The organism is Mariniflexile sp. (assembly GCF_041583155.1).
Lineage (GTDB): Bacteria > Bacteroidota > Bacteroidia > Flavobacteriales > Flavobacteriaceae > Mariniflexile.
This window is the reverse complement of record NZ_JBFHGK010000017.1, coordinates 1-24,218: the sequence shown is the minus strand read 5'-3', so window position 1 is coordinate 24,218 and position 24,218 is coordinate 1. Positions and strand designations below refer to the sequence as shown.

Genomic DNA, 24,218 nt, shown 5'->3' with positions numbered 1-24,218 from the left:
TTTTTAAATTATTTCTGCAACAACAAATGTACTCCCTCCAATAAAAATAAAATCATTGGATTTTGCGTTTTTTAAAGCACATTTATACGCCTCATTTACAGAGCCATAAGCCTTACCAAGCAATCCAAAACTATATAACGCCTTTTTTAACTCGGTAGCCTCTAAACCTCGAGGAATATCTGGTTTGCAGAAGTAATAAGTTGCCTTTTTAGGTAATAAATCCATAATAGAAGTTAAATCTTTATCATTTACAACTCCAAAAACGATATGCAAAGCATCAAAATCTTCATTTTGCAATTGTTTCATTACATAATTTAAACCATCCCTATTATGGCCAGTATCGCAAACCACTTTAGGATTTATTTTTATCGTCTGCCAGCGTCCCATTAAACCAGTATTTCTAACAACTTGTAATAATCCTTGTTTTATATTCTCCTCTGATAAAATAAATCCCTTCTTCTGAAGTTCTTTTATAGCTTGTAAAACCGTTACTATGTTTTTAGATTGATAAATACCTGTTAAATCGGAAGCATATGTATCAAACTTCTCTTTATCTGCAAAAACGATACTTGTATTATTTTTTAAAGCTACCTCTTTAAAAACTGAGGAAGTTTCCTTTTGGGTTTCACCAATCACCACAGGAATGTTAGGCTTTATAATACCCGCTTTTTCGGAAGCAATGGCTTCTAAAGTATTGCCCAGAAATTGCATGTGATCGAATCCGATGTTGGTAATTACAGAAACTTCGGGTGTTATGATATTTGTAGAGTCCAACCTACCTCCCATTCCTACCTCTATAACAGCAATATCCACTTTCTGTTTTGAAAAATATTCAAATGCCATCCCTACAGTCATTTCAAAAAAGGACAATGAATTTGCCTCAAAAAATTGTTTATGGCGTTTTATAAAACCGTTTACATAGGGCTTACTTATAACCTTCCCATTAATTTTTATACGTTCTCTAAAATCTTTTAAATGAGGCGAAGTATACAAACCAACCTTGTAGCCAGCTTCCTGTAAAATAGAAGCCAACATATGGCTTGTAGAACCTTTACCATTTGTTCCTGCAACATGGGTGGATTTAAAGTCCTTTTCAGGGTGATTTAAGTACTCTACTAATTTTAAGGTGTTTGTTAAATCTTTTCTAAAGGCCGATTGCCCTTGCCGTTGATACATTGGCAGTTGAGAAAACATCCAATCGAGTGTCTCCTGATACGTCATGTTTATTGCCCTAATTTGAAGTTTACTTTTACAAAACCTATTTGTCTTGTTGGCGCATTGGGGTCTGGACGCCATTTATGTGATAAAGCTATTTTTTTTGCGGGCTCCAATAAACAAGCTGCTGTATTTGTAGTACCTTTTACACCTGGTCTTGCCTCAATAACATTACCACTTTTATTCACAACGATTTCAACAATAACCATCCCAGATTCATTGCAATCTTGTTTAAAAGTGTTATGAGTAGCTGTTCCTCTACCGTTCAATCCATATCCAACGCCACCACTTCCTGCGCCACCAGACCCAAAATAACTAGGCGCATATGGGTCGCCATCTAGCTGCCCTTTATCACCCGCCTTGGCATCATTCCCTTCACCTCCAGTTGCTGAACCTTCCGATTTGCTTACACCACCAATTAACGCATCTAGCTTTTTCTTTTTCTCTTCAAGTTCACGCTTTTCTTTAGCAATTCTTTCAGCTTCTGCTTTGGCCTTAGCATCGGCTAATGCCTTAGCTTTTACCTGAGCTTCATTTTGCTTTTTAATAGCTATTTCTTCGGAATTATCAGCCGTTAAAACTTCCTCTTTCGTTTCGGCTGCTTTTGTAGGTTCTGTTTTTGTGACTTCAGGTTCTGAAGGACGATTAATATCCAGAGGCTCCGATTTAATCGGCTTTAAAGGCTGCACTGTACCTGAACCAAAATCGGTAGTTCCAAAATTTACCGCAACACCATATTCTTCTGGCGGATCCATATAAGTAGTACCAACAACAAATAATAACAGCAAAATAATAACAGATATTACTGTTGTTAACATTGCCGATTTTCTTTCGTATGGGGTTTCCAAATACTTCATTGAGGCTTATTAATTTCTTAATTAGAACGCACTAAAATCGTGCCGTATTCCGCGAAAGCGAATTATTCAGGTCTTACCGCTAATATTACTTTTAATTTATTTCTGTTAGCTATATCCATTACCTTAACAACATTTTCAATAGGTACTGATTTCTCTGCTCGCAACACTATCGTTGGATTTTCTTCTGATGCTAATGAGTTTAATAATTCGGCTTCTAAAACACTTTCACCCACTCGACGTTGGTCGATATAATAGGTCAAATCTTCTTTTATGCTTACAGCAATAGACTTTTTGTTTTCTGTTTTGCCACTGGCTTTTGGTAATAATATATCGATAGCATTTGTAGTTACTAAAGTAGATGCTAGCATGAAAAATATTAATAACAGAAAAACAATGTCCGTCATGGATGCCATACTAAATTCTGGCGTTATTTTATTTCTACCCTTTAAATTCATCTGTTATGTAGGTTCATTTAAATGATCTAGAAATTCTAGCGAATTAGCTTCCATTTGATACACAACCTTATCTGTTTTTACTACTAAATGATTGTATGCCATATACCCTACAATACCCACAATTAAACCTGCAACGGTAGTTGTCATGGCAGTATATAAACCATCTGCCAATAGTTTTATATCAATTTGTCCTCCAGAATTTGCAATTTCGAAAATAGATAGAATCATACCAATCACGGTTCCTAAAAATCCTATCATGGGTGCTGCACCCGATATAGTTGCAAGTATACTAACATTTTTCTCTAATCCGTATACTTCTAACCTCCCTGCATTTTCAATAGCCGTATTAATATCGGCTAAGGGTTTCCCTATTCTAGAAATACCCTTACCAATTAATCTAGATACAGGCGAATTAACTTGCGCACATAGTAATTGTGCTGAATCCACTTTGCCATGCGACACATGGTCTTTTATCTGATTCATAAAGTTACTATCTATTTTTGACGCTGCTTTAATAGCAAACAGCCTTTCAAAATAAATATAGATGGCGCCAACTAACATTAAAAATAATAAGGCAATAATAAATTGTCCGGCTACGCCGCCACTGCTAATTAATTCTATTATTGAAAGGGATTTTTCAACCGGTACAGTATCGGTAAGCAACTCTGCACCCTCTTGATCTTGAGTTATAGTTTGTAATAATATATTCAACATATAATTTGTGTTTCTTGAATTTTAAAACGCTAATTTTTGTATAAAATTATATTAAAAAAATAAGGTAATCCTAATTTAGAGTATATTTTATAAAAATTTAACCCTTTCAGAGTTTAAATACTGAAAGGGTTAAAAAAAATATATCGATTAAAAGATTACTAAAACCAGGTTCTAGTTACCATAAATGTAGCACAACCTAAAAGGAATCCTACTAAAGCTAACCAAGAAATCTTTTTAAGATACCAGAAAAAATCTATTTTTTCCATACCCATTGCAACAACACCTGCTGCAGACCCTATAATTAACATACTTCCACCAGTACCTGCCGAAAAGGCTACGAAATGCCATAATTCGTTATCCATAGGCTCAGAAAACATTCCTAAACTAGCCGCAACTAAAGGCACGTTATCAATGACTGCAGACCCAACTCCTAACAATATCATTACCAAATCCGACACCCCTTCGTGGTGTAGTTCTGTTCCTAAAAGTGGCATCCCATCTTTTAAAGATTCTGCAAATCCGAATAAAATACCTAAAGATTCCATAGCAGCAACAGCCATTAAAATTCCTAAGAAGAATAAAATACTCGGTAATTCAATTTTAGACAATGAATGATGCACTGGGCTATGATGAGCATGCGAATCACTTTCCGTAGAATCTGCATTTGAAATGCTAAATTTAGAATTGCTATAAACTTCAGCAAAAACTGCTACGATACCTAAAGACAACATCATGCCTACATATGGAGGTAAATGAGTTACTGTTTTGAAAATTGGCACAAATACAATAGCACCAAGCCCTAAGTACAACATAATAGCACTATACTTAGATTTCTTTTTTTCTTCTACTTGTTCTATTTCTAAATCACCTTTAAAAATTGGTAAAAACGAAGCAATAAAAGTTGGAACCGCCATACAAACAAAAGAGGGCAATAATAAATACCCCATTAAATGACCTGTTGATACTTTTTTACCAATCCAAAGCATGGTAGTTGTTACATCACCAATAGGAGACCAAGCACCACCTGCATTGGCTGCAATAATAATTAAACCTGCATACCAAATACGAATTTCTCTGTCTTTTACTATTTTTTGAAGAATAGAAATCAATACAATTGTAGCTGTAAGATTATCTATGATAGCAGATAAAACGAAAGCTAGAAATCCAAAAAGCCATAATATTTTTGTTTTCTTTTTAGTTTTAACGAAGTCCTTAATAGTTGAGAATCCATCGAAGTAATCAATAATTTCAACAATAGTCATCGCGCCCAAAAGGAAGACCAATATTTCGGCAGTTTTCCCTAAATGATGCAATAAGGTTTCTTCCATTAAATGCATTTTCTCTTCTGGTGCAAATCCAGCAAATCCTTCAACTAAACTATGTCTTGCCGAGTCAAACCAATTTGGAAAACTTTCTAACCCCAAAGCTATTAATGCCCAACAAATGGCCATCATTACTAATGCGGGGATAAGTTTGTCTATTTTTAGGTTATGCTCTAGCGTGATGGCTAAATAACCTATTACAAATACTAAAATAATTGCTGCTTCCATAAAAAATTTAATAGTTAAATAAGTTGGCTTAATGCGATTTCATATGCTGTTGCACTAATACCTGTTTTTGATTGATTTTTGTTATATACTTTTTTTATTGCTTCTTTAATTTTGTTTGATGTATCGTTAAAAATGGCTTCATCTGTCATTTGTACGCGGCGTTCCATAAAATAAGCAAACACACGTGCCATTCCGCAGTTTGATATAAAATCCGGTATTAAACTTACCCGATAATCGGTGTGCTCCATGATTGGTCCGAAGAAAATTTCCCTGTCTGCAAATGGCACATTAGCACCACAAGATATAACTTCCAAACCACTATCAATCATTTCATCTATCTGATGAATGGTCACTAAACGTGATGCTGCACATGGTGCAAAAATTTCAGTTTTAATTGACCAAATTTTTTGATTAATTTCTTGAAAAGGGATTAAATGATTGCTATTCAAAGTATTTCCAGATTTTGCTAAAAACAGATTGGTAATTTCTTCAAAAGTAAATCCTTCCTGTTTAATTAAACCACCTGCAATATCGATAATTCCTACCACTTTAGCACCCATTTGGGCCAAATAAAATGCCGCAGCAGCTCCAACATTACCGAAACCTTGAATTACAGCCCGTTTTCCAACAACCGAACCGCCGTAAATTTCATAGTATTGTTTTACTGCCTCTGCAACACCAAAACCAGTAATCATATCAGCAATTGTATACTTTCTAGATACATTTGGCGAATAAAAAGGGTTTTCAATAACTTTGATAACACCTTGTCTTAACTGACCAATTCTATTTATTTTATCGGCTTCCGTAGGTTTAAAGTGCCCGTTAAAAACACCTTCCTGCGGGTGCCAAACTCCACTTTCTTCAGTTATTGGAATGACTTCATGTATTTCATCTACATTTAAATCGCCACCTGTTCCATAATAACTTTTAAGCAAAGGAGATACGACTTTATACCAGCGCTCTAGCACTCCTTTTTTCCTCGAATCCTTTGGATCGAAATTAATGCCTGATTTTGCACCGCCAATCGCGGGTCCAGACACCGTGAATTTAATTTCCATCGTTTTTGCCAACGACAAAACCTCATTCATATCCAACCCTTTTCGCATTCGTGTGCCACCTCCTGCAGCGCCCCCTCGTAACGAATTAATAACCACCCAACCTTCAGCTTCAGTTTCAGCGTCCTTCCAATTAAAAATGATCTCGGGTGATTTTTCTTCAAACTTTTTTAATAACTCCTTCATTTATTTTGACTTACTAATTTATAGCTAACTTAATTATGAATTTATTTTTTAGGCCTAGCGTAGCTATAACTGAGTCATTATGAAAGTGTTTCAAACAATAATGCAACAAATATAAAAAAAAACAAAAATCCCATTTTATGCTATTTGTCATTTTTTAAAATTAAATATTTTACCAGAACAATGATTTTTTGATGCTCCAGTAACACTTTTTAAACAATTCACCTCATTACGAAGTTTTAAAACACCTAGAAAACCAAAAATTAATGCCTCCTTAAATTCAATAATTGATTTAGAAGGAATTACTATCGTGTTTTTTGTAAATACCTGTAGCCTATCAACCAGAAACTTATTATATACACCTCCACCAGTTACCAATACAGATACTTGCTGTTTTTTATTTATTTCTATGGAAAGCTGTAGGGCGATATGTTCAACGAATGTTGCTAATATATCCTTTATTTCTAACTGAAAGGAATCGATTAATGGAAAGATATTACTATCCACCCATTCCAGACCTAAGGATTTAGGATAATTCATTTTATAAAAATCAAGTTCGTTTAACTTTTGAAGTAAAAGAAAGTTTATATGACCTGTTGAAGCTATTTTGCCTTCATCATCATAATTAAGTCCTAACTGCTTTACATAATGATTTAATACAATGTTTACCGGACAAATATCATACGCAATACGCTCCCCATCAACCTCGGTAGATACATTAGCAAATCCGCCTAAATTCAGGCAAAACTCATAATTTGAAAACAGCAATTTATCCCCAATAGGAACCAGTGGCGCTCCTTGCCCACCCAAAGCAACATCTTGCACTCTGAAATCGCAAACAACGTTTTCCTCCAAAAGTTTAGCTAAATGCGGCAAATTTCCAATTTGGTAAGTCAAGCCTTTATCTGGGCGATGTAGCGCCGTGTGCCCATGAGAACAAATGGCATCAATAGTTTTTATTTTATACCCATTTATAAAAGATTTAATTTTTAAGCTCAGTAAATTGGTATAATGAAAATCAATTTCCTTTAAAGCTACAGAAGTAGCCGACACCAATCCTCTTAGGGTATCCACCCATTGCGATTCATAAGCTACCGTCTCAGAGTAAATAATTTCAAAATGCCAAGAGCCATCATACTTAAACTGCACGTAAACCAGGTCTATACCATCAAGCGATGTTCCAGACATAACTCCTACTACGTTATATAAATCTTTTATCATACGAAACAAAAATAACAATGCCCTTTGAAAAAATATCATTAAAAAGCTATATTTTTGTATAATCTCCATCAATTCAACAATAAATTCGAAAAATATGAATTTCCAACTATCCGACGAACATATTATGATACGTGATGCCGCACGGGACTTTGCACAAACAGAATTACTTCCTGGAGTTATTGAACGTGATGAAAACCAACATTTCCCTAAAGAATTAGTTAAAAAAATGGGCGAACTAGGCTTTTTAGGAATCATGGTAAACCCAAAGTATGGCGGTAGCGGCATGGACACAATATCCTACGTATTAATTATGGAAGAGTTATCGAAAATTGACGCCTCGGCATCTGTGATTGTTTCTGTAAATAATTCGTTGGTTTGTTACGGAATTGAAGCTTTTGGAAATGAAGCGCAAAAACAAAAATATTTAACCAAATTAGCAACGGGTGAATTTATTGGCGCCTTTTGCTTGAGTGAACCAGAAGCTGGTAGCGACGCAACTTCGCAAAAAACAACAGCCATAGACAAGGGCGATTATTACCTTATTAATGGCACAAAAAACTGGATTACAAATGGCGGTCGCGCAGATGTTTATTTAGTAATTGCACAAACAGACAGAGACAAAGGATCACATGGAATTAATGCATTTATTTTGGAAAAAGGCATGGACGGATTTCATGTTGGCCCAAAAGAAAACAAACTCGGTATTCGTGGAAGCGACACTCACACCTTACAGTTTAATGACGTAAAAGTTCCAAAAGAAAACCGCATTGGTGAAGATGGATCTGGATTTAGATTTGCAATGAAAACCCTATCTGGTGGTAGAATTGGCATTGCTGCTCAAGCCTTAGGCATAGCCTCGGGTGCTTACGAGTTAGCTTTAAAATACGCCAAAGAACGAAAAGCCTTCGGAACTGAAATATGCAACCACCAAGCTATTGCATTTAAATTAGCAGATATGTACACCGAAATTGAAGCTGCCAGACATTTAGTTATGAAATCGGCTTGGGACAAAGACCAAGGTGGCAATTATGATGTTTCAAGTGCTGTAGCGAAATTATACGCTTCCAAAGTGGCCATGGAACATACGGTTGAGGCCGTTCAAATTCATGGTGGCAATGGCTTTGTGAAAGATTATCATGTGGAGCGATTAATGCGAGATGCTAAAATTACTCAGATATATGAAGGCACTTCTGAAATTCAAAAAATAGTAATCTCAAGGAGCTTAATTAGGCAATAATCCGTTTCAAAATAGAAAGTCTTTAAAAAGTTCAACATTTATTTACGGGTAAATACTGAACTTTTTTTTGTTATGTATCATAAAAACTTCCGACTTTATAAACTAGATTTTTATCTTTAAGAAAAATAAATTCATGCAAAAAACATACTACGACCCGGCCGACTTAAAAAAATTTGGAAAAATTTCCGAATGGAATGAAGAATTAGGTGCTAAATTTTTCGACTACTATGGAAAAGTATTTGAAGAAGGCGCTCTTTCTGAAAGAGAAAAATCTTTAATAGCCTTAGCAGTAGCCCATACCATTCAATGCCCATATTGTATTGATGCTTACACCGGCGATGGCTTACAACGAGGCATTACCAAAGAAGAAATGATGGAAGCACTTCATGTGGCAGCTGCTATTCGTGGTGGCGCTTCATTGGTACATGGTGTACAAATGATGAATAAAGTGAATAAATTGGACATGTAAACCCATTGTAATAAGGAATACCTAGAAGAAAGTAATACCATTTTAACTTTCTATTTTTTAAACTTGATACGCATTAATGATTAAATCCCTACATAAACGCGAAAGCGATTTAGCTAATAGCAAAAGGCAATTAGAAATACTATCTAATGGTATTTTTCAAAAAGGAGCATTACCAACTTTTAAGGAAAAGATATCGGAAACTAATCAATTTCCACTAAAAGCAAAAAAACTTGAAATTTTACAAATAAATGTTGGATACATGTGCAATCAGGTATGCACACACTGCCATGTAGACGCAGGTCCGGACCGTAAAGAGATAATGACGCGATCCACCATGCAACAATGTTTGGATATAATAAAAACTACGGGCGCACATACCTTAGATTTAACTGGTGGTGCACCTGAGATGAATCCGGATTTTCGTTGGTTTGTTGAAGAAGCTTCCAAAGTAGGTATTAAAGATTTTATTGTTCGTTCTAACTTAACCATAATAACTGCTAATAAAAAGTACCACGATTTACCAGAATTTTTCAAAAAACACAATGTACACGTTGTTAGCTCCATGCCGCATTGGACACGTGGTAAAACCGACAAACAACGCGGGAATGGTGTTTTTGATGCTTCTATTAAAGCTTTAAAGATGCTGAATGATGTTGGTTATGGTAAACCTGAAAGTAGTTTACGATTAGATTTGGTTTATAATCCGTCTGGTGCTTTTTTACCAAGCAACCAAAAATCAATGGAAAAGGATTTTAAAAAAGCGCTTTTAGAAGAGTTTAATATTCATTTTCATAATTTATTTGCCATAACAAATTTGCCTATTAGTCGGTTTTTAGATTATTTAATTGCCTCAGAAAACTACGAAGATTACATGTACGCATTGGTTGATGCTTTTAATCCTACAGCAGTTTCAAATGTTATGTGCACAAATACCTTATCCATAAGCTGGGATGGCTTTTTATACGACTGCGATTTCAACCAAATGTTAGAATTACCAGTAAACAGCAAAGCTAAACATGTTTCCGAATTCAATGAAACCTTACTAAATGGCAGAGATATTGTTATTTCTCAACATTGCTATGGCTGTACAGCTGGTGCCGGCAGTAGCTGCCAAGGGAGTGTGATATAGCAATAATAACCAAGTCTAAAAATGAAAACACAAACCCTTTGGATACTACTTTTTATTTCAGTTTTTACCTATTCACAAAACACATTACCTGAACTTTTAAAAAAGTACAACACCGAAAGCATTCCTTATATCTCGGTTGAAAAATTAGCACATACCAAAGACAGCTTTATTATTTTAGATGCACGCGAGTTAAAAGAATTTAAGGTTAGCCATTTAGAAGGTGCCGTTCATGTTGGGTATGATGCTTTTAATTTAAAATCGACACAAAAACACCTACCTCATAAAAACTCTAAAATTTTAATATACTGCTCTTTAGGAGTTAGATCTGAAGCTATTGGCGAAAAACTAAAAGCAGCAGGCTACCTTAATATTTTCAATTTATACGGAGGTATTTTTGAATGGAAAAACAATGGTTTTAACATAGTTGATTCAACAAATAAAAAAACCGAAAATGTTCATGTTTTTTCCGAAAAATGGGGAAAATGGCTAAACAAAGGCACTAAAATTTATGACTAAGGAACTCATCATTGTTTTTGTAAAAAACATAAAATTAGGCAAAGTAAAAACCCGTTTAGCCGCCTCCATTGGCAATCGAGCAGCTTTTGAAGTGTACAAAGAACTCGTTAAAGAAACTGAAAAAGCTATTAAAACCATAACAACGGATAAACGCATATATTTCTCGGAAGCCCTTGAAGAAACCATTTGGGAACATGCAACAAAGGCCATTCAAAATGGCGAAGATTTGGGTGAGCGCATGAAAAATGCATTTAAAAAAGGATTTGAAGACGGCTATGAACGTATTGTTTTAATTGGCTCCGATTTGCCCGATATTAATGCAACCCATATTAAAGACGGATTACAAGCATTAAACCAAACCGAAGTCGTTTTTGGCCCTGCAGTTGATGGCGGCTATTACCTAGTGGGTTTATCCAAATTCCATGAATATATTTTCCAAGATAAACCTTGGAGCAAGCCCCATTTATTAGAAGTTACCTTAGAAGAATTAAAGCAAAAAAACGTAACTTTCAACTTACTAGAACCCTTAAATGATATTGATACATTTGATGATTTAAAAGCCTCTGCATTTTACACTTCAAATGAAACATTAAAACAACGAATACAACAATTACAATGATTAAAGAAATAGAAGAAACCGTAAGCTACCTTCTTAACAAAGGGTTTGAAAACCCTGAAATTGGCATTATTTTAGGCACAGGTTTAGGTCAGCTAATAAATGATATCGAAATATTACATGAAGCAAGTTACAACCACATCCCAAGCTTCCCAACTGCAACTGTAGAGTTTCATAAAGGAAAACTAATTTACGGGGTTTTTGAAGGCAAGAAAGTAATTGTCATGCAAGGACGGTTTCACCTTTACGAAGGTTACACGTTACAAGACGTTACCTATCCTGTGCGCGTAATGAAACAATTGGGCATTAAAACCCTATTGGTGTCCAACGCTGCTGGCGCCATAAACTTAAATTTCAAAAAAGGAGAATTAATGCTTATTGAAGACCACATCAACCTTCAAGGCAGTTCACCTTTAGCCTTTAAAGGTGTGGAACTTTTAGGAGAACGCTTTACCGATATGAGTGCACCTTATGATGCCGAAATTAATTCAAAATTCAAAAGTATCGCCAAAGCAAATAACATAACCTTACACGAAGGAGTTTATGCAAGCGTTGTAGGACCACAATTGGAAACCAGAGCCGAATATCGCATGTTAAAAATTATAGGTGCCGATGCTGTAGGAATGAGTACCGTTCCAGAAATTATTGTGGCAAACCACTTAAATTTAAAAACCGCAGCTGTATCCGTTTTAACCGATGAATGCGACCCTAATAATCTAACACCCGTAAATATTACAGAAATTATTGCCATGGCAGAAAAAGCGGAGCCAAACATGATTACTTTATTTAAAGAATTAATTAAAACACTATAAATTTTACTGGCGTTACCCTAAAGGGTCGGGCTTTTCGCTATATCTTTTTTGCTTTTAATGGCAAAAAAGGATACCGCTTCAATCCCTAACGCAAAACAATCACAAAAACCGATAACCTAAAAAATACAAATTTATAAAATACAATAAATGAGCTATTTAGAAACCACACATAATGTTTACAAACAAGCAGCCCTTACTCCCGATGTTGGTTTATGCTGTACCACCAACCCAATTTGGGAATTACCAGGATTAAAAATTCCTAAAATAATGCAGGAAATGAATTATGGTTGTGGTTCTACCGTACACGCTCGCGATTTAACAAACAACCCAAAAATGCTTTATGTTGGCGTAGGTGGCGGTATGGAATTATTACAATTTTCATATTTTAATCGTCAGAAAGATGGAGTAATTGGAATTGATGTAGTAGATGAAATGCTTGAAGCATCCCGTAAAAATTTCATAGAAGCAGAAGCACTAAACCCTTGGTTTAAAAGTGATTTTGTAACCCTTAAAAAAGGAGATGCTTTAAATTTACCTGTTGAAGATAATTCAATAGACGTAGCCGCACAAAATTGTTTATTCAACATATTTAAAGCAGAAGATTTAAAACAAGCCATTGCTGAAATGTATCGTGTTTTGAAACCTCACGGAAAACTAGTAATGAGCGACCCGACCTGCGAACAGCCTATGAATGATGCGCTTAGAAATGACGACAGACTTCGTGCTTTGTGCTTAAGTGGCAGTTTACCAATAGCCGAATATATAAAAATGCTAACAGATGCAGGTTTTGGAACTATTGAAATTCGTGCTCGTAAACCTTATAGAATACTGGATCCTAAACACTATCCAACAGACGAATTAATCTATATCGAATCTATTGAAGTAGCTGCTATAAAAGACCCAATGCCTGCCGATGGTCCTTGTATTTTCACAGGAAAAGCCGCTATTTATTATGGCGAGAATGCATTCCTTGACGACAAAAAAGGCCATGTGTTGTTAAAAAATCAGCCGTTAGCAATTTGCGATAAAACAGCCAAAGATTTAGCATCTTTACAAAGAGACGATATTTACATAAGCGAATCTACCTTTCATTACGATGGTGGTGGCTGTTGTTAAAATTTCAGTAGGCAAAATAACACCCTGATGAAATATTTTCAGTTTATATTAATAATTACTTTAGCTCTAGTTTGTTCTGGAGCTAAGGTTATTCCTAAAAGCAAATCAACAATAATTACTAACCACAAAGAAATTATTAAAGATTCCGTTTTTATAGTTAATAGTAATAATGCATTGGCTATAATTAAAACTGACATTCTAAAAAATAATGGCAGCAAAACTGAAAAGCAAGACACTACCTTTCATCAAACTACATTACTGACTGATACATCCATTCACCAGCTTTGGAACGAATTACTACAAAATCATGTATCAGTTAATGGAAATGTAGATTACAAAGCATTTAAAGATGATCACAAAAAATTACTAGACTACATACACATATTAAATATCACAAATCAAAATGAAGGGTTTCACACTTTTTCTAGAGAAGAAAAACTGGCCTATTGGATAAATGCCTATAATGCCTTAACCATCGATTTAATTTTACGCTATTACCCTATAAAAAGTATTAAGAGTATTAAAGACCCTTGGGAGCAGCGCTTATGGAAATTGGGATCTAAATGGTATAACTTAAACGATATTGAACATGAAATTCTTCGAAAAATGGAAGAACCACGTATTCATTTTGCAATAGTTTGCGCGTCTGTTTCCTGTCCCAATTTATCAAACGAAGCATATTCTCCTGAAAATATTGAAGTACAATTAACTAAGGCTACCCAAATTTTTTTGAGGGACACTAATAAAAATACAATTTCCAAAGACCAATTAGAATTATCCAAAATTTTTCAATGGTTTACAAAAGATTTCAAACAAAATGGCACTCTAATTGAATTCTTAAATCAATACTCGGAGATCCAAATTTCAACGAGTGCTAAAATAAATTTCAAAGAATATAATTGGGATTTGAATGACTAAAATTTCAATAATAATTCCAATTCTAAATGAAGCAGAAAGCATCGTAAATCTGCTAAAATACCTATTACAAAACAGTTCCAAAGAAAACATTTCAGAAATTATCGTAGTTGATGGCGGTAGCACCGATGGCTCCATGGAAATCATTGAAAATTTTGTTTCAAATCGGGTACAATCTTCAACTAAACATAAACACACAACTTCACCAAAGGAGACCGCAATAGCCTGTATCCGTTCTAAAAAGGGACGTGCTAAACAAATGAATTTTGGAGCAAAAAATGCTTCAGGAAACATCCTTTACTTTTTACATGCAGACTCGTTCCCTCCTAAAAATTTTGATCAATTTATTTTAGAAGAAACAAACCAAGGCCATGAAGCTGGTTGTTTTATTATGAAGTTTAATAGTAATCACTGTTGGCTTAAACTTGCGGGATTTTTAACAAGACTACCTTGGAGAGCTTGCCGAGGTGGCGACCAAAGCTTATTCATTTCAAAATCTCTTTTTAACAGTATAGGTGGTTTTGATGAAACTTTTAAAATTTATGAAGATAATATTATAATTGGCAAACTTTATAAACTCAAAAAATTTGTAGTGATTCAAAAGTGGCTAACAACTTCAGCAAGACGTTATAAAACCAACGGTGTTTGGACCTTGCAATACCACTTTATAATTATTCATTTAAAAAAATACTTTGGCACCTCAGCCGAACACTTAAGTAGTTATTATAAAAAACACATTAAGTAAATTAATCTTTGTTTCTACCTTTTTCATTAGGATACAAACTAGGCAAGGCATCACTTTGAAAGACTTCCTTAGAATTAACATCCAAAACAGATAATTTCCCTTTAAACGTAGCCCCTGTGTCTACATTCCAAACATTGGCCGCCTTGGTTGGTACATGAAAACCAAAGTTAGTGGTTGGGGTATGCCCAATATAGATTTCTTTATAACGCTTTAAGCGGTTAGGAAATAAGGGAGAATCTTCTTTTAAGCCCTTATCCATAGAAAGCGCCATTTCCCAAAGGGTTCTATCAAAGTAAAATGTTTTTTTAAAAATTTCTTTTTCAACCCCATAAATAGATGTAAAACCAGCATGAATAAACAAACGGTTTTCATCATCTAAATAATACAATGGCATACTTTTAAAGAGTTCCAAATGAGTTTTTTTCTCTTCATCTGTAAACCCATTATAACTTTCCATCGTTTCTTTACCGCCGTGCATATACCAGGTAGCATCTACATGTCCGGTTTCAAGCCAATTTTCACACCAAACATCGTGGTTTCCTTTTATAAAAATACAATTCACTTTTTCAGAAAGTGTTATTAAAAAATCGATAACCTGAGCCGCTTCACTCCAACCATCAACATAATCACCAACAAAAATTAAGGTATCCTCGTCTTTAACTTCTACTTTGTTTAACACTTGCACTAAGGCTCTTAAACCGCCGTGTATATCGCCTACAACTAAAGTTCTCATGAAAATTATTTTTTTGCAAATCTAAAGGTTTCCTTCAACATTATTAGAATTGAAGATTAACTTTAGATTAAAATTAAAACTGAACATCCTTTAAAAGCTTCCGTATTGTGATTTTATAACCTTTTCAACAGGCTTGTTTTGCGGCGTAAATCTACTATCAGATTCTCCTCCAGCCTGTTCATGATTATGAAACCATTTCCATAAAAAACCACCAGCAAACCAATCTTCATTCCAAAAGGTTTCAAAAAGCACTTGAGTGGCGTTAGTTTGTGCTTCTAAGTTCACGGAAACCATATCCCGATCACTTTTCCAAGGAGCCTTTCCGGAAAAATCGACGCTTCTATAACCATATTCCGTAAACAAAATCGGTTTATCATATGTGTCAGCATAACTCTTTATTATTGGTTTATGCCGTTCCCATCCCTTTCTTAAAACCTCCAAACTTGGCGTCTTTTCGTCGCTTACAGGAAAATATGCATTAATACCAATATAGTGCAAGTCGCCCCAAAAAGGGGTTCTATCGTATTCATTCCAATTGGCGGCATAAGTTAATTTGCCATTATAGACCTTTGCGACTTGGGTAATGAGGTGCTTCCAAAATTCTGGTCGCTCATCAATAAAATTTTCTAATTCAGTACCTATGCAAAAAATTTCAGCATGTATTTCATTGGCTAAATTGGCATATTCTAAAATAAACTTTAAATAAGATGCTTCAAGTAATTTCCAATCCGCTTCAGTGGTCATTTTAATACCTCCGGTAAATTCACCACGCCTAACCCAAATTTGAGGTTTTATCATAATTTTTAAGTCGTGGCTTCTTAAATTCTCAACATATTGTTTAACTCCTGTTTTAGTTTCCCCAAACCACTGCCTACTCGTATTAAACCGTATGTTGGGATGTGTTAATGCTTCCAAAAATCCAAACGGCATAATAGCTGCATAATTGGCATGGATATTAACAACAGGCTTCACATGGTTACTATTAATTGTATCTCTTGAAGCCACATAACTAACACCATTAATTTTATTAATCTTTGGTGATGTCATAGCACAAGAAGATAAAAAAAGCAACAATAATGACTTTAAAATTATTCTCATAACTAATATATATTGACTAAATTTAAACAAAATCGATAAATTTATTAAGGTTTTAATAGATGCTTCGACTTAAAACCCAACCTTAAAAAGATTCATGGAACACATTGTTATTATAGGTAATGGTATTTCTGGCGTTACTGCTGCGAGGCATATTCGGAAACTTTCAGATAAAAAAATCACTATTATTTCTGCCGAAACTGACTATTTCTTTTCTAGAACCGCATTAATGTATGTGTATATGGGGCATATGAAATTTGAGCATACCCAACCTTATGAAAATTGGTTTTGGGAGAAAAACAACATATCCTTAAAAAATGGCTTTGTAAAATCGGTTAAAACCGAAACAAAAACACTTCACTTTGAAGGTGGTGACACCTTAAATTACGACAAACTCATTATAGCAACTGGCAGTAAACCTAACAAGTTTGGTTGGAAAGGACAAGACTCCAAAGGTGTTATGGGCATGTACCATAAACAAGATTTAGAAAATTTGGAACTCCATGCTCCAAATAATGAGGTTTGTAAGCGTGCTGTAATTGTTGGAGGCGGTTTAATAGGTATTGAACTTGCCGAAATGCTGAATTCCAGAAATATTCCAGTAACATTTTTAGTGCGTGAACCTAGTTTTTGGAATGGCGTATTACCGCAAGCTGAAAGCGAAATGATTAACCGACATATAAAAAGTCATCATATCGATTTACGTTTATCTAGCAATTTAAAGGAAATTGTTTCAGATGAAAATGGGCAAGTAACCTCCATTATTATTGAAGAAACCGGAGAAGAAATTCCTTGTAATGTCGTTGGACTAACAGCAGGAGTTACGCCCAATATCGATTTTTTAAAAGAATCCAACATTGAAATTGGAAGAGGCGTAAAAGTAAACCGCTTTCTTGAAACCAATATAACCGATGTTTATGCGATTGGTGATTGCGCCGAACAACACGAACCCATTGGCCAACGCAGACCAATAGAAGCTGTATGGTATACGGGCCGCATGATGGGCGAAACTGTGGCGCAAACTATTTGCGGAAACCGTATTGCTTACAATCCTGGACATTGGTTTAACTCTGCTAAATTTTTTGATATTGAGTATCAAACCTATGGATGGGTATTTGCAAAACCGAAAGAGCAACATGCTCATTTCCATTGGAAGCATAATGATGATACCAAATGCATTACCATAGAATACCATTCCGCTACCAACCAATTTTTAGGTATAAACACCTTTGGCATACGCATGAGACATGAGACTTTTGATACCTGGCTTACCGAAAAACGGGATGTTCATTATGTGATTGAGCATTTGTTAGAAGCTAATTTCGATCCGGAGTTTTTCAAACATTACGAAACGGACATTCAAAAAGCATTTTATTCACAATTCCAAACAGCATAAATGAGTTCTCCCGCAAACAAAAGCATGTCATTAGCATCACCCGATGCTAATACTATGTCAGCAAAACAAAAAGTATCCGTAGCATTAGGTATAATTGGGTTACTGATTTTTTTCCTAGCTATATTCAATATCAATTTCCCTAATAAAACGCTGTTTTTATCTTTAGCTTTAGGCTTGATTTCTATCGGTGTAATTCTTTTTTCGAATGATGCTTATTTAAAAAAGTCTAAAGGCATAAAAAACGATGGCGTCTGGTTTAAATCTATCTCCTCACGTGGTGTTTTAGGTTGGGCAACAGGTGTGCTTCTAACAGGTTTTTACATCGTACTTTATTTCTATCCGCAATATTTAGGACAAACTTCCGATGGGCAACCCAATACAGGCTTAATTGCATTATTTGACCCCTTAAGTAAATTATTAAATGGGAATCCAGCTAGTCAATGGTTTGTTTATGGTACTCTTTACACTGTTGCCATTTTGGTTTTTGGCTATAAATTCATGCTTAAATACAAACATAATAGATATGAACAACTAAGAACCGCTTCAGTTATGTTTTTTCAATTAGGTTTTGCATTCCTTATACCAGAATTTATGTCGCGCCTTAATGAGAGTCCTGATTATAATCTACCTTATTACGACCTAAAAAGCATGTGGCCATTAAACTATTATTTGTTTGATAGTTGGTCAATTAACGGCCTATTATCCTCAGGAAGTTTAGGACTTATAATGTTACTTTTTGGTATCATATCCATTTTTATAATTTCTCCAATACTTACTTATAAATATGGCAAACGCTGGTATTGCTCATGGGTTTGTGGTTGTGGTGCTTTAGCAGAAACTGCGGGCGACTCATTTAGGCAACTAAGCAGTAAAAAACTATCAGCCTGGAAACTGGAACGTTGGTTAATACATACCGTCTTGGTATTTTCAGTAGTTATGACTACGGCATTAATTTACTCTTATCTAGGAAAAGATCCGGAGGCATTTTGGATAACTCGAAATTCGTTTCTAATAAGTGTTGCCGTATTTTTAACACTCATATTTTCACTAACGCTAATTTTCAAAAGAAAAGAGCTAGGAAAAGATGCCATTTATGGCGCCATTGGCTATTTTGTGGTTATCTCAGCTTTTTTGCTAATGCATTATACGAGCACCTCAAACGAAATATTCTTAGTTAAATCAAGCACTTTACGTTCTGCTTATGGTCTTTACATCGGTTCTATATTTTCTGGTGTAATTGGCACAGGCTTTTACCCTATTTTAGGAAATCGTGTTTGGTGCAGGTTTGGTTGCCCTATGGCAGCGGTCTTAGGGTTCCAACAGCGGATGTTTTCAAAATTCAGAATTACAACAAATGGCGGTCAATGTATTTCCTGTGGAAACTGTTCTACCTATTGCGAAATGGGAATTGATGTCCGGGCCTATGCACAGAAAGGAGAAAACATTGTTCGTTCCAGCTGTGTTGGTTGCGGCGTTTGCTCTGCAGTATGCCCCAGAGGTGTTTTAAAACTAGAAAATGACGCCATGGAAGGCCGCATAAATCCTAATGAAATTTTATTAGGAAACGACGTTAATTTAATGAATTTATTAAATAAAAAATAAATTTAGAAATTCTTAAGGTTTTGTTAAATATATATCAAATCTATTGTACTTTTGCCGGCTGACAGTTAGTTTTTTATGACCAACATCAAAGTAATTATTCCAGCTTATAATGAAGCCGATTCTATTGCGAAAGTAATAAAGGACATTCCTAAAATAGTGAATGAAATTATTGTTATTAGCAACAATTCTAGCGATAAAACAGAAGAAAACGCAAAAAAAGCCGGTGCAACAGTATTAACCGAAAAAAATAAAGGCTATGGTTACGCATGTCTTAAAGGGTTAGAATACATTGCAAATCAACCAGAAAAACCAAATATTATTGTATTTTTGGATGGCGATTACAGTGATTATCCTGAAGAATTAATCAAAATTGTAACTCCAATTATTGAAGAAAATGTTGATTTTGTTGTTGGAGCTCGCGTAAAAAGTTTACGAGAAACCGGCTCGATGACTATCCCACAAATTTTTGGCAATTGGTTAGCAACAAATTTAATGAAGCTTTTCTATGGCGCTAAATTTTCAGATCTGGGCCCTTTTAGAGCAATTAAATATGATAAATTATTAGCTATCAACATGATAGACAAAACCTATGGTTGGACCGTAGAGATGCAACTAAAGGTGTTAAAACAAGGTTTTACTTACAGGGAAATCCCTGTAAAATATAGAAATAGAATTGGTGTCTCAAAAGTATCAGGAACCATAAAAGGTGCTATATTTGCGGGCGCAAAAATCATAAGTTGGATTTTAAAATATAGTATTAAAAAATGATCATAGAAACTACAGTTATCATTATTTACACCCTGTCGCTTTTGCTTATTTTCATGTATGCCTTAGCACAATTAAATCTTTTGCTGAATTACCTTTCATCCAAAAGAAAAATAGACAATTCACCCACTTTTGATTTATCTAACCCTGAAGAGGTGCCCTATGTAACCATCCAATTACCAGTTTATAACGAAATGTACGTTATGGAACGCCTATTGGATAATATTGCTAAAATTGACTACCCGAATGATAAACTTGAAATCCAGGTTTTAGATGATTCAACAGACGAAACTGTAGAATCTACTCGTTTGCATGTTGAGAAAATAAAAGCAACCGGATTAGATATTAAACATATTACAAGAACAGATAGAACTGGTTTTAAAGCTGGTGCTCTTAAAGAAGGCTTAGTAATTGCAAAGGGAGAATTTATTGCTATTTTCGATTCAGATTTTTTACCTCAGCCAGATTGGTTAAAACGAACCATTCCTTACTTTAAGGACGAGCAAATTGGGGTTGTTCAAACACGTTGGGGCCATTTAAATCGTAATTATTCCATTCTTACCAAAATTCAAGCATTTGCTTTAGATGCACATTTTACACTAGAACAGGTAGGACGTAATAGTAAAGGCCATTTCATTAACTTTAATGGAACAGCAGGTATATGGAGAAAAACTTGTATTATCGATGCAGGAAACTGGGAAGGTGACACATTAACGGAAGATTTAGATTTAAGCTACCGTGCACAACTAAAAAACTGGAAATTCAAATACCTTGAAAACGTTGAAACTCCTGCGGAACTTCCTATTGTAATTAGCGCTGCGCGTTCTCAACAATTCAGATGGAATAAAGGTGGTGCCGAAAACTTTAAAAAAATGCTTGGTCGTGTTTTAAAAAGCAAGAACATTTCAGCAAAAACAAAATTACACGGACTTTTACATTTATTAAATAGTACCATGTTTTTAAATGTATTTGTGGTTGGTGTATTAAGCATCCCGATGCTTTACATTAAAAATGAATACACCCATTTAAAACCATACTTCTATGTTATGAGTTTCTTTGTTATAAGCTCTATCATCTTTTTTATATGCTATTGGTTTATGTATAAAAATATTTATGGTGGCGGTTTTAAAAATTTCATTAAATACATAGGCATGTTCTTTGTATTTTTCTCAATCGCTATGGGCTTCTCATTACATAACTCTATTGCAGTTTTAGAAGGTCATTTTGGCAAGAAAAGTGAATTTGTGCGTACACCAAAATTCAATATTAGCTCAATAAAAGACAGTTGGAAAAAGAATAAATACATAAAAAAAACAATTTCGGTACACGTTATTTTTGAAGGGTTACTTATGTCGTACTTCGCTTTCGGAATGTACAGTGCCTTCATTGTAGGAGATCAAGGTGGTGATTTCGGATTGTTCCCTTTTCACCTTATGTTATTTTTAGGTTTTGGTTTTGTATTTGTAAAATCCATAACTTCTAAAGTATAATTTTTGGGGCGTTACCACAAGGGGCGCGCTTTCAGTTATATCTTTTTTAAAAAGCTTCTAACTAAAACAAACATTAAGCAACCTATAAACTTCACGGTTTACTGGTTGCTTTTTTATTTCCATTTTTTTTAAAAAAGGATGCCACTTCAATCGCTAACGCATTACCTTCAGTAAAAATCAAGTTTTCAGCTAAATTCTACTCAAACCCAACAATTTAAAAGCGTTCTTTTTTACACTATTTTCGTCCAAATAAAAAATCATTTTCATGGTGCTTTTTCCTATTATCAGTATCTTTATAACAGCAATTTTCAAGTAATAAATGAAGAACTACAAACCAAAAAACAGACTCACGGCAAAAGCATATATTGACGGTGTTTTAAAGGGAGACCGCGTTATTCTGTCTAGAGCCATTACGATTATAGAGAGCAATTTAGAAAGTGATAAACTTTTAGCTAAAGATATTATTCAAGCCATTTTACCAGCTTCAGGAAATTCCATTCGCATCGGTATTACTGGCGTTCCCGGCGTAGGAAAAAGCACCTTCATAGAGGCATTTGGTAAACACCTTATCACCCAAGGTCATAAAGTAGCCATCTTATCAATCGACCCAAGTAGCCAACGTTCTAAAGGAAGTATTCTAGGAGATAAAACTCGCATGGAAGAACTAAGCAATTTAGAACATGCTTACATCCGGCCATCAGCATCAGGAGATACTCTAGGTGGTGTTGCCAATAAAACAGCCGAAAGCATGTTACTTTGTGAAGCAGCAGGTTACGATGTTATTCTAATTGAAACCGTAGGTGTCGGGCAATCTGAAACTGCGGTACATGGAATGACCGATTTTTTCCTACTACTAATGTTAGCAGGTGCCGGAGATGAACTTCAAGGTATTAAAAAAGGCATCATGGAAATGGCCGATATGGTGGTTATAAATAAAGCCGATGGCGATAATATTCGCATGAGCGAAATGGCACGTTTACAATACCAAAATGCCTTACATATCTTTCCACAGTCGGAATCTGGTTGGGAACCTGTGGTAACGAAAGCCTCTTCAACAAAAAACACAGGTATTGATACCGTTTGGGAAGAAGTATTGAAATACAAACAACTTGTTACAGATAATGGTTATTTTATTAAAAACCGTAATCATCAAAAAATACGTTGGATGTACGATAATATTAATGAAGAATTAAAACACATGTTTTATGGATCCAATGATATTGCAAGCACACTTTCTGTATTAGAAAAAAACATAATTTCTGATGAAATTTCACCAGTAAAAGCAGCACAGCAAATAATTGAAAAATTTAAAGCTTCATTTTAACCGGTAATTAATTCAAAACTTTCAAAATTAATAACATGCCTTTTGAAAATTATTTTGATAAGCAATTTGAATTAAGATATTTTGAAATGAACAAATTGGGTGTGGCCACACCTGCCATCATTTTAGGGCTACTGGAAGAAACTGCAGCCGACCATTGTTACGCTATTAACCAAAGTTTATTCGATTTGTTAAAAAACAATGTAGGATGGATATTGGTTTCTGGCGTTTTAGAAATGTACCGTTACCCAAACTACAAGGAAAAAATAACCATTAGAACTTGGCTATCCAGTTACTCCTCCATTAAAGGGTACAGAGAGAACCTCATTTTTGATGAAAACCAAACAATTATAGGTCGTGCCAAAGGTTTATGGGTTTACTTTGATATTGAAAAAAGAAGACCCATCCCGATTTTAAATGATATAAAAGAAAAATGGTCCTTTTTTAATAAAGAATCCATTATTAAAGATATCAAGATAAAAATACCTCCTGTAAACTTTTCAGACTATAAAAAACAATTTATCGTAAATCGGTTTGATACCGACATGAATAAACATGTAAATAATATTAGATATCTACACTGGGTAATTGAATCCATCCCCGAAGATATTGTAGACAATTATTTTTTACATACTATAGATGCGCGCTTTATTGCAGAAGCACAATATGGCGATACGGTATTTTCGTTAACAAAAAAACTATCAACCAATAACTCTTTTGCACATACCATAAAAATTGAAGGAAGTAACACGGTTTGCGCCACCGCCAAAACTTTCTGGAAAGCATATTAAACCTACTTCAAAAAAACTTTTATAAAATAAAAACCCCACTGTATGTTTTAAAACACAAGTGGGATTCTTTATTTGAACAAATTGTGACGTCCTAGAATAGTGTTACACTTAACACTTAATCATTCATGGAACCACAAGAATCAAATTACAAAAAGCGCACGCAAAAGGACTACAGTTTAAGTCTAAAACTACAAGTTGTTCAAGAAATAGAGCTAGGGTT

At 34.7% G+C, this 24,218-nt stretch carries 24 protein-coding genes; 15 read left to right on the top strand and 9 right to left on the bottom strand.

From position 1 onward, the window contains the following. Positions 1-3 precede the first annotated feature (3 nt). The 7 genes from ABYI63_RS08325 to ABYI63_RS08295 form a co-directional block, all read right to left on the bottom strand. Entirely contained in the window at positions 4-1,221 is a 1,218-nt protein-coding gene (locus ABYI63_RS08325; protein WP_372755392.1) for a folylpolyglutamate synthase/dihydrofolate synthase family protein, read from the bottom strand. 2 nt (positions 1,222-1,223) lie between these two features. Then, positions 1,224-2,072 (bottom strand): energy transducer TonB, encoded by an 849-nt coding sequence (locus ABYI63_RS08320; protein ID WP_372755390.1) that lies wholly within the window; start codon positions 2,070-2,072, stop codon positions 1,224-1,226. Positions 2,073-2,134: 62 nt separating this feature from the next. Further along, positions 2,135-2,527, bottom strand: a complete 393-nt coding sequence (locus ABYI63_RS08315) for an ExbD/TolR family protein (RefSeq protein ID WP_372755388.1) — start codon at positions 2,525-2,527, stop codon at positions 2,135-2,137. 3 nt (positions 2,528-2,530) lie between these two features. Continuing rightward, positions 2,531-3,241, bottom strand: coding sequence for a MotA/TolQ/ExbB proton channel family protein (locus ABYI63_RS08310; protein WP_372755386.1), 711 nt, complete (start codon positions 3,239-3,241; stop codon positions 2,531-2,533). A gap of 158 nt (positions 3,242-3,399) precedes the next feature. Continuing rightward, positions 3,400-4,791 (bottom strand): sodium:proton antiporter NhaD, encoded by a 1,392-nt coding sequence (nhaD, locus tag ABYI63_RS08305; RefSeq protein WP_372755384.1) that lies wholly within the window; start codon positions 4,789-4,791, stop codon positions 3,400-3,402. A 14-nt stretch (positions 4,792-4,805) separates the two neighbouring features. Next, positions 4,806-6,032: a Glu/Leu/Phe/Val dehydrogenase dimerization domain-containing protein gene (locus tag ABYI63_RS08300; protein WP_372755382.1), complete on the bottom strand. Its 1,227-nt coding sequence runs from the start codon at positions 6,030-6,032 to the stop codon at positions 4,806-4,808. A 147-nt stretch (positions 6,033-6,179) separates the two neighbouring features. Beyond that, positions 6,180-7,250 carry an anhydro-N-acetylmuramic acid kinase gene (locus ABYI63_RS08295; RefSeq protein WP_372755380.1) on the bottom strand — a complete coding sequence of 357 codons (1,071 nt, stop codon included), beginning with the start codon at positions 7,248-7,250 and terminating at the stop codon, positions 6,180-6,182. A gap of 94 nt (positions 7,251-7,344) precedes the next feature. Between ABYI63_RS08295 and ABYI63_RS08290 the strand changes: the two genes are divergently transcribed. The 9 genes from ABYI63_RS08290 (at position 7,345) to ABYI63_RS08250 (ending at position 14,805) form a co-directional block, all read left to right on the top strand. Further along, on the top strand, positions 7,345-8,487 hold the full coding sequence (locus ABYI63_RS08290; RefSeq protein ID WP_372755378.1) for an acyl-CoA dehydrogenase: 1,143 nt from the start codon (positions 7,345-7,347) through the stop codon (positions 8,485-8,487). A gap of 133 nt (positions 8,488-8,620) precedes the next feature. Further along, complete coding sequence (locus ABYI63_RS08285; protein ID WP_372755376.1) at positions 8,621-8,956, top strand: arsenosugar biosynthesis-associated peroxidase-like protein; 336 nt, start codon at positions 8,621-8,623, stop codon at positions 8,954-8,956. A 76-nt stretch (positions 8,957-9,032) separates the two neighbouring features. Continuing rightward, complete coding sequence (gene arsS, locus ABYI63_RS08280) at positions 9,033-10,085, top strand: arsenosugar biosynthesis radical SAM (seleno)protein ArsS (RefSeq protein WP_372755374.1); 1,053 nt, start codon at positions 9,033-9,035, stop codon at positions 10,083-10,085. Positions 10,086-10,106: 21 nt separating this feature from the next. Beyond that, positions 10,107-10,601 carry a rhodanese-like domain-containing protein gene (locus ABYI63_RS08275; RefSeq protein ID WP_372755372.1) on the top strand — a complete coding sequence of 165 codons (495 nt, stop codon included), beginning with the start codon at positions 10,107-10,109 and terminating at the stop codon, positions 10,599-10,601. Then, positions 10,594-11,220: a TIGR04282 family arsenosugar biosynthesis glycosyltransferase gene (locus tag ABYI63_RS08270; RefSeq protein WP_372755370.1), complete on the top strand. Its 627-nt coding sequence runs from the start codon at positions 10,594-10,596 to the stop codon at positions 11,218-11,220. The genes ABYI63_RS08275 and ABYI63_RS08270 overlap by 8 nt, the downstream gene beginning before the upstream one ends. Next, positions 11,217-12,029: a purine-nucleoside phosphorylase gene (locus ABYI63_RS08265; protein WP_372755368.1), complete on the top strand. Its 813-nt coding sequence runs from the start codon at positions 11,217-11,219 to the stop codon at positions 12,027-12,029. Before ABYI63_RS08270 ends, ABYI63_RS08265 begins: the two co-directional genes overlap by 4 nt. A gap of 147 nt (positions 12,030-12,176) precedes the next feature. Continuing rightward, positions 12,177-13,145: an arsenosugar biosynthesis arsenite methyltransferase ArsM gene (arsM, locus tag ABYI63_RS08260; protein WP_372755366.1), complete on the top strand. Its 969-nt coding sequence runs from the start codon at positions 12,177-12,179 to the stop codon at positions 13,143-13,145. A gap of 27 nt (positions 13,146-13,172) precedes the next feature. Then, positions 13,173-14,063: a DUF547 domain-containing protein gene (locus ABYI63_RS08255; protein WP_372755364.1), complete on the top strand. Its 891-nt coding sequence runs from the start codon at positions 13,173-13,175 to the stop codon at positions 14,061-14,063. Next, positions 14,056-14,805, top strand: coding sequence for a TIGR04283 family arsenosugar biosynthesis glycosyltransferase (locus tag ABYI63_RS08250; RefSeq protein ID WP_372755362.1), 750 nt, complete (start codon positions 14,056-14,058; stop codon positions 14,803-14,805). The genes ABYI63_RS08255 and ABYI63_RS08250 overlap by 8 nt, the downstream gene beginning before the upstream one ends. 1 nt (position 14,806) lies before the next feature. Here ABYI63_RS08250 and ABYI63_RS08245 read toward each other — a convergent pair whose 3' ends face one another. After that, positions 14,807-15,538, bottom strand: a complete 732-nt coding sequence (locus ABYI63_RS08245) for a metallophosphoesterase family protein (protein WP_372755359.1) — start codon at positions 15,536-15,538, stop codon at positions 14,807-14,809. 90 nt (positions 15,539-15,628) lie between these two features. Beyond that, complete coding sequence (locus ABYI63_RS08240) at positions 15,629-16,585, bottom strand: glycoside hydrolase (RefSeq protein WP_372755357.1); 957 nt, start codon at positions 16,583-16,585, stop codon at positions 15,629-15,631. A 145-nt stretch (positions 16,586-16,730) separates the two neighbouring features. Here ABYI63_RS08240 and ABYI63_RS08235 point away from each other — a divergent pair, with 145 nt between their 5' ends. The 6 genes from ABYI63_RS08235 (at position 16,731) to ABYI63_RS08210 (ending at position 23,998) form a co-directional block, all read left to right on the top strand. Further along, positions 16,731-18,029 (top strand): NAD(P)/FAD-dependent oxidoreductase, encoded by a 1,299-nt coding sequence (locus ABYI63_RS08235; protein ID WP_372755355.1) that lies wholly within the window; start codon positions 16,731-16,733, stop codon positions 18,027-18,029. Continuing rightward, entirely contained in the window at positions 18,030-19,631 is a 1,602-nt protein-coding gene (locus tag ABYI63_RS08230; protein ID WP_372755354.1) for a 4Fe-4S binding protein, read from the top strand. 75 nt (positions 19,632-19,706) lie between these two features. Further along, positions 19,707-20,399, top strand: coding sequence for a glycosyltransferase family 2 protein (locus ABYI63_RS08225; protein ID WP_372755352.1), 693 nt, complete (start codon positions 19,707-19,709; stop codon positions 20,397-20,399). Further along, positions 20,396-21,886, top strand: a complete 1,491-nt coding sequence (locus ABYI63_RS08220; protein ID WP_372755350.1) for a cellulose synthase family protein — start codon at positions 20,396-20,398, stop codon at positions 21,884-21,886. Before ABYI63_RS08225 ends, ABYI63_RS08220 begins: the two co-directional genes overlap by 4 nt. A gap of 319 nt (positions 21,887-22,205) precedes the next feature. Next, positions 22,206-23,210: a methylmalonyl Co-A mutase-associated GTPase MeaB gene (gene meaB, locus ABYI63_RS08215; protein ID WP_372755348.1), complete on the top strand. Its 1,005-nt coding sequence runs from the start codon at positions 22,206-22,208 to the stop codon at positions 23,208-23,210. A gap of 35 nt (positions 23,211-23,245) precedes the next feature. Beyond that, positions 23,246-23,998, top strand: coding sequence for an acyl-[acyl-carrier-protein] thioesterase (locus ABYI63_RS08210; RefSeq protein ID WP_372755346.1), 753 nt, complete (start codon positions 23,246-23,248; stop codon positions 23,996-23,998). The last annotated feature ends 220 nt before the right edge of the window (positions 23,999-24,218 follow it).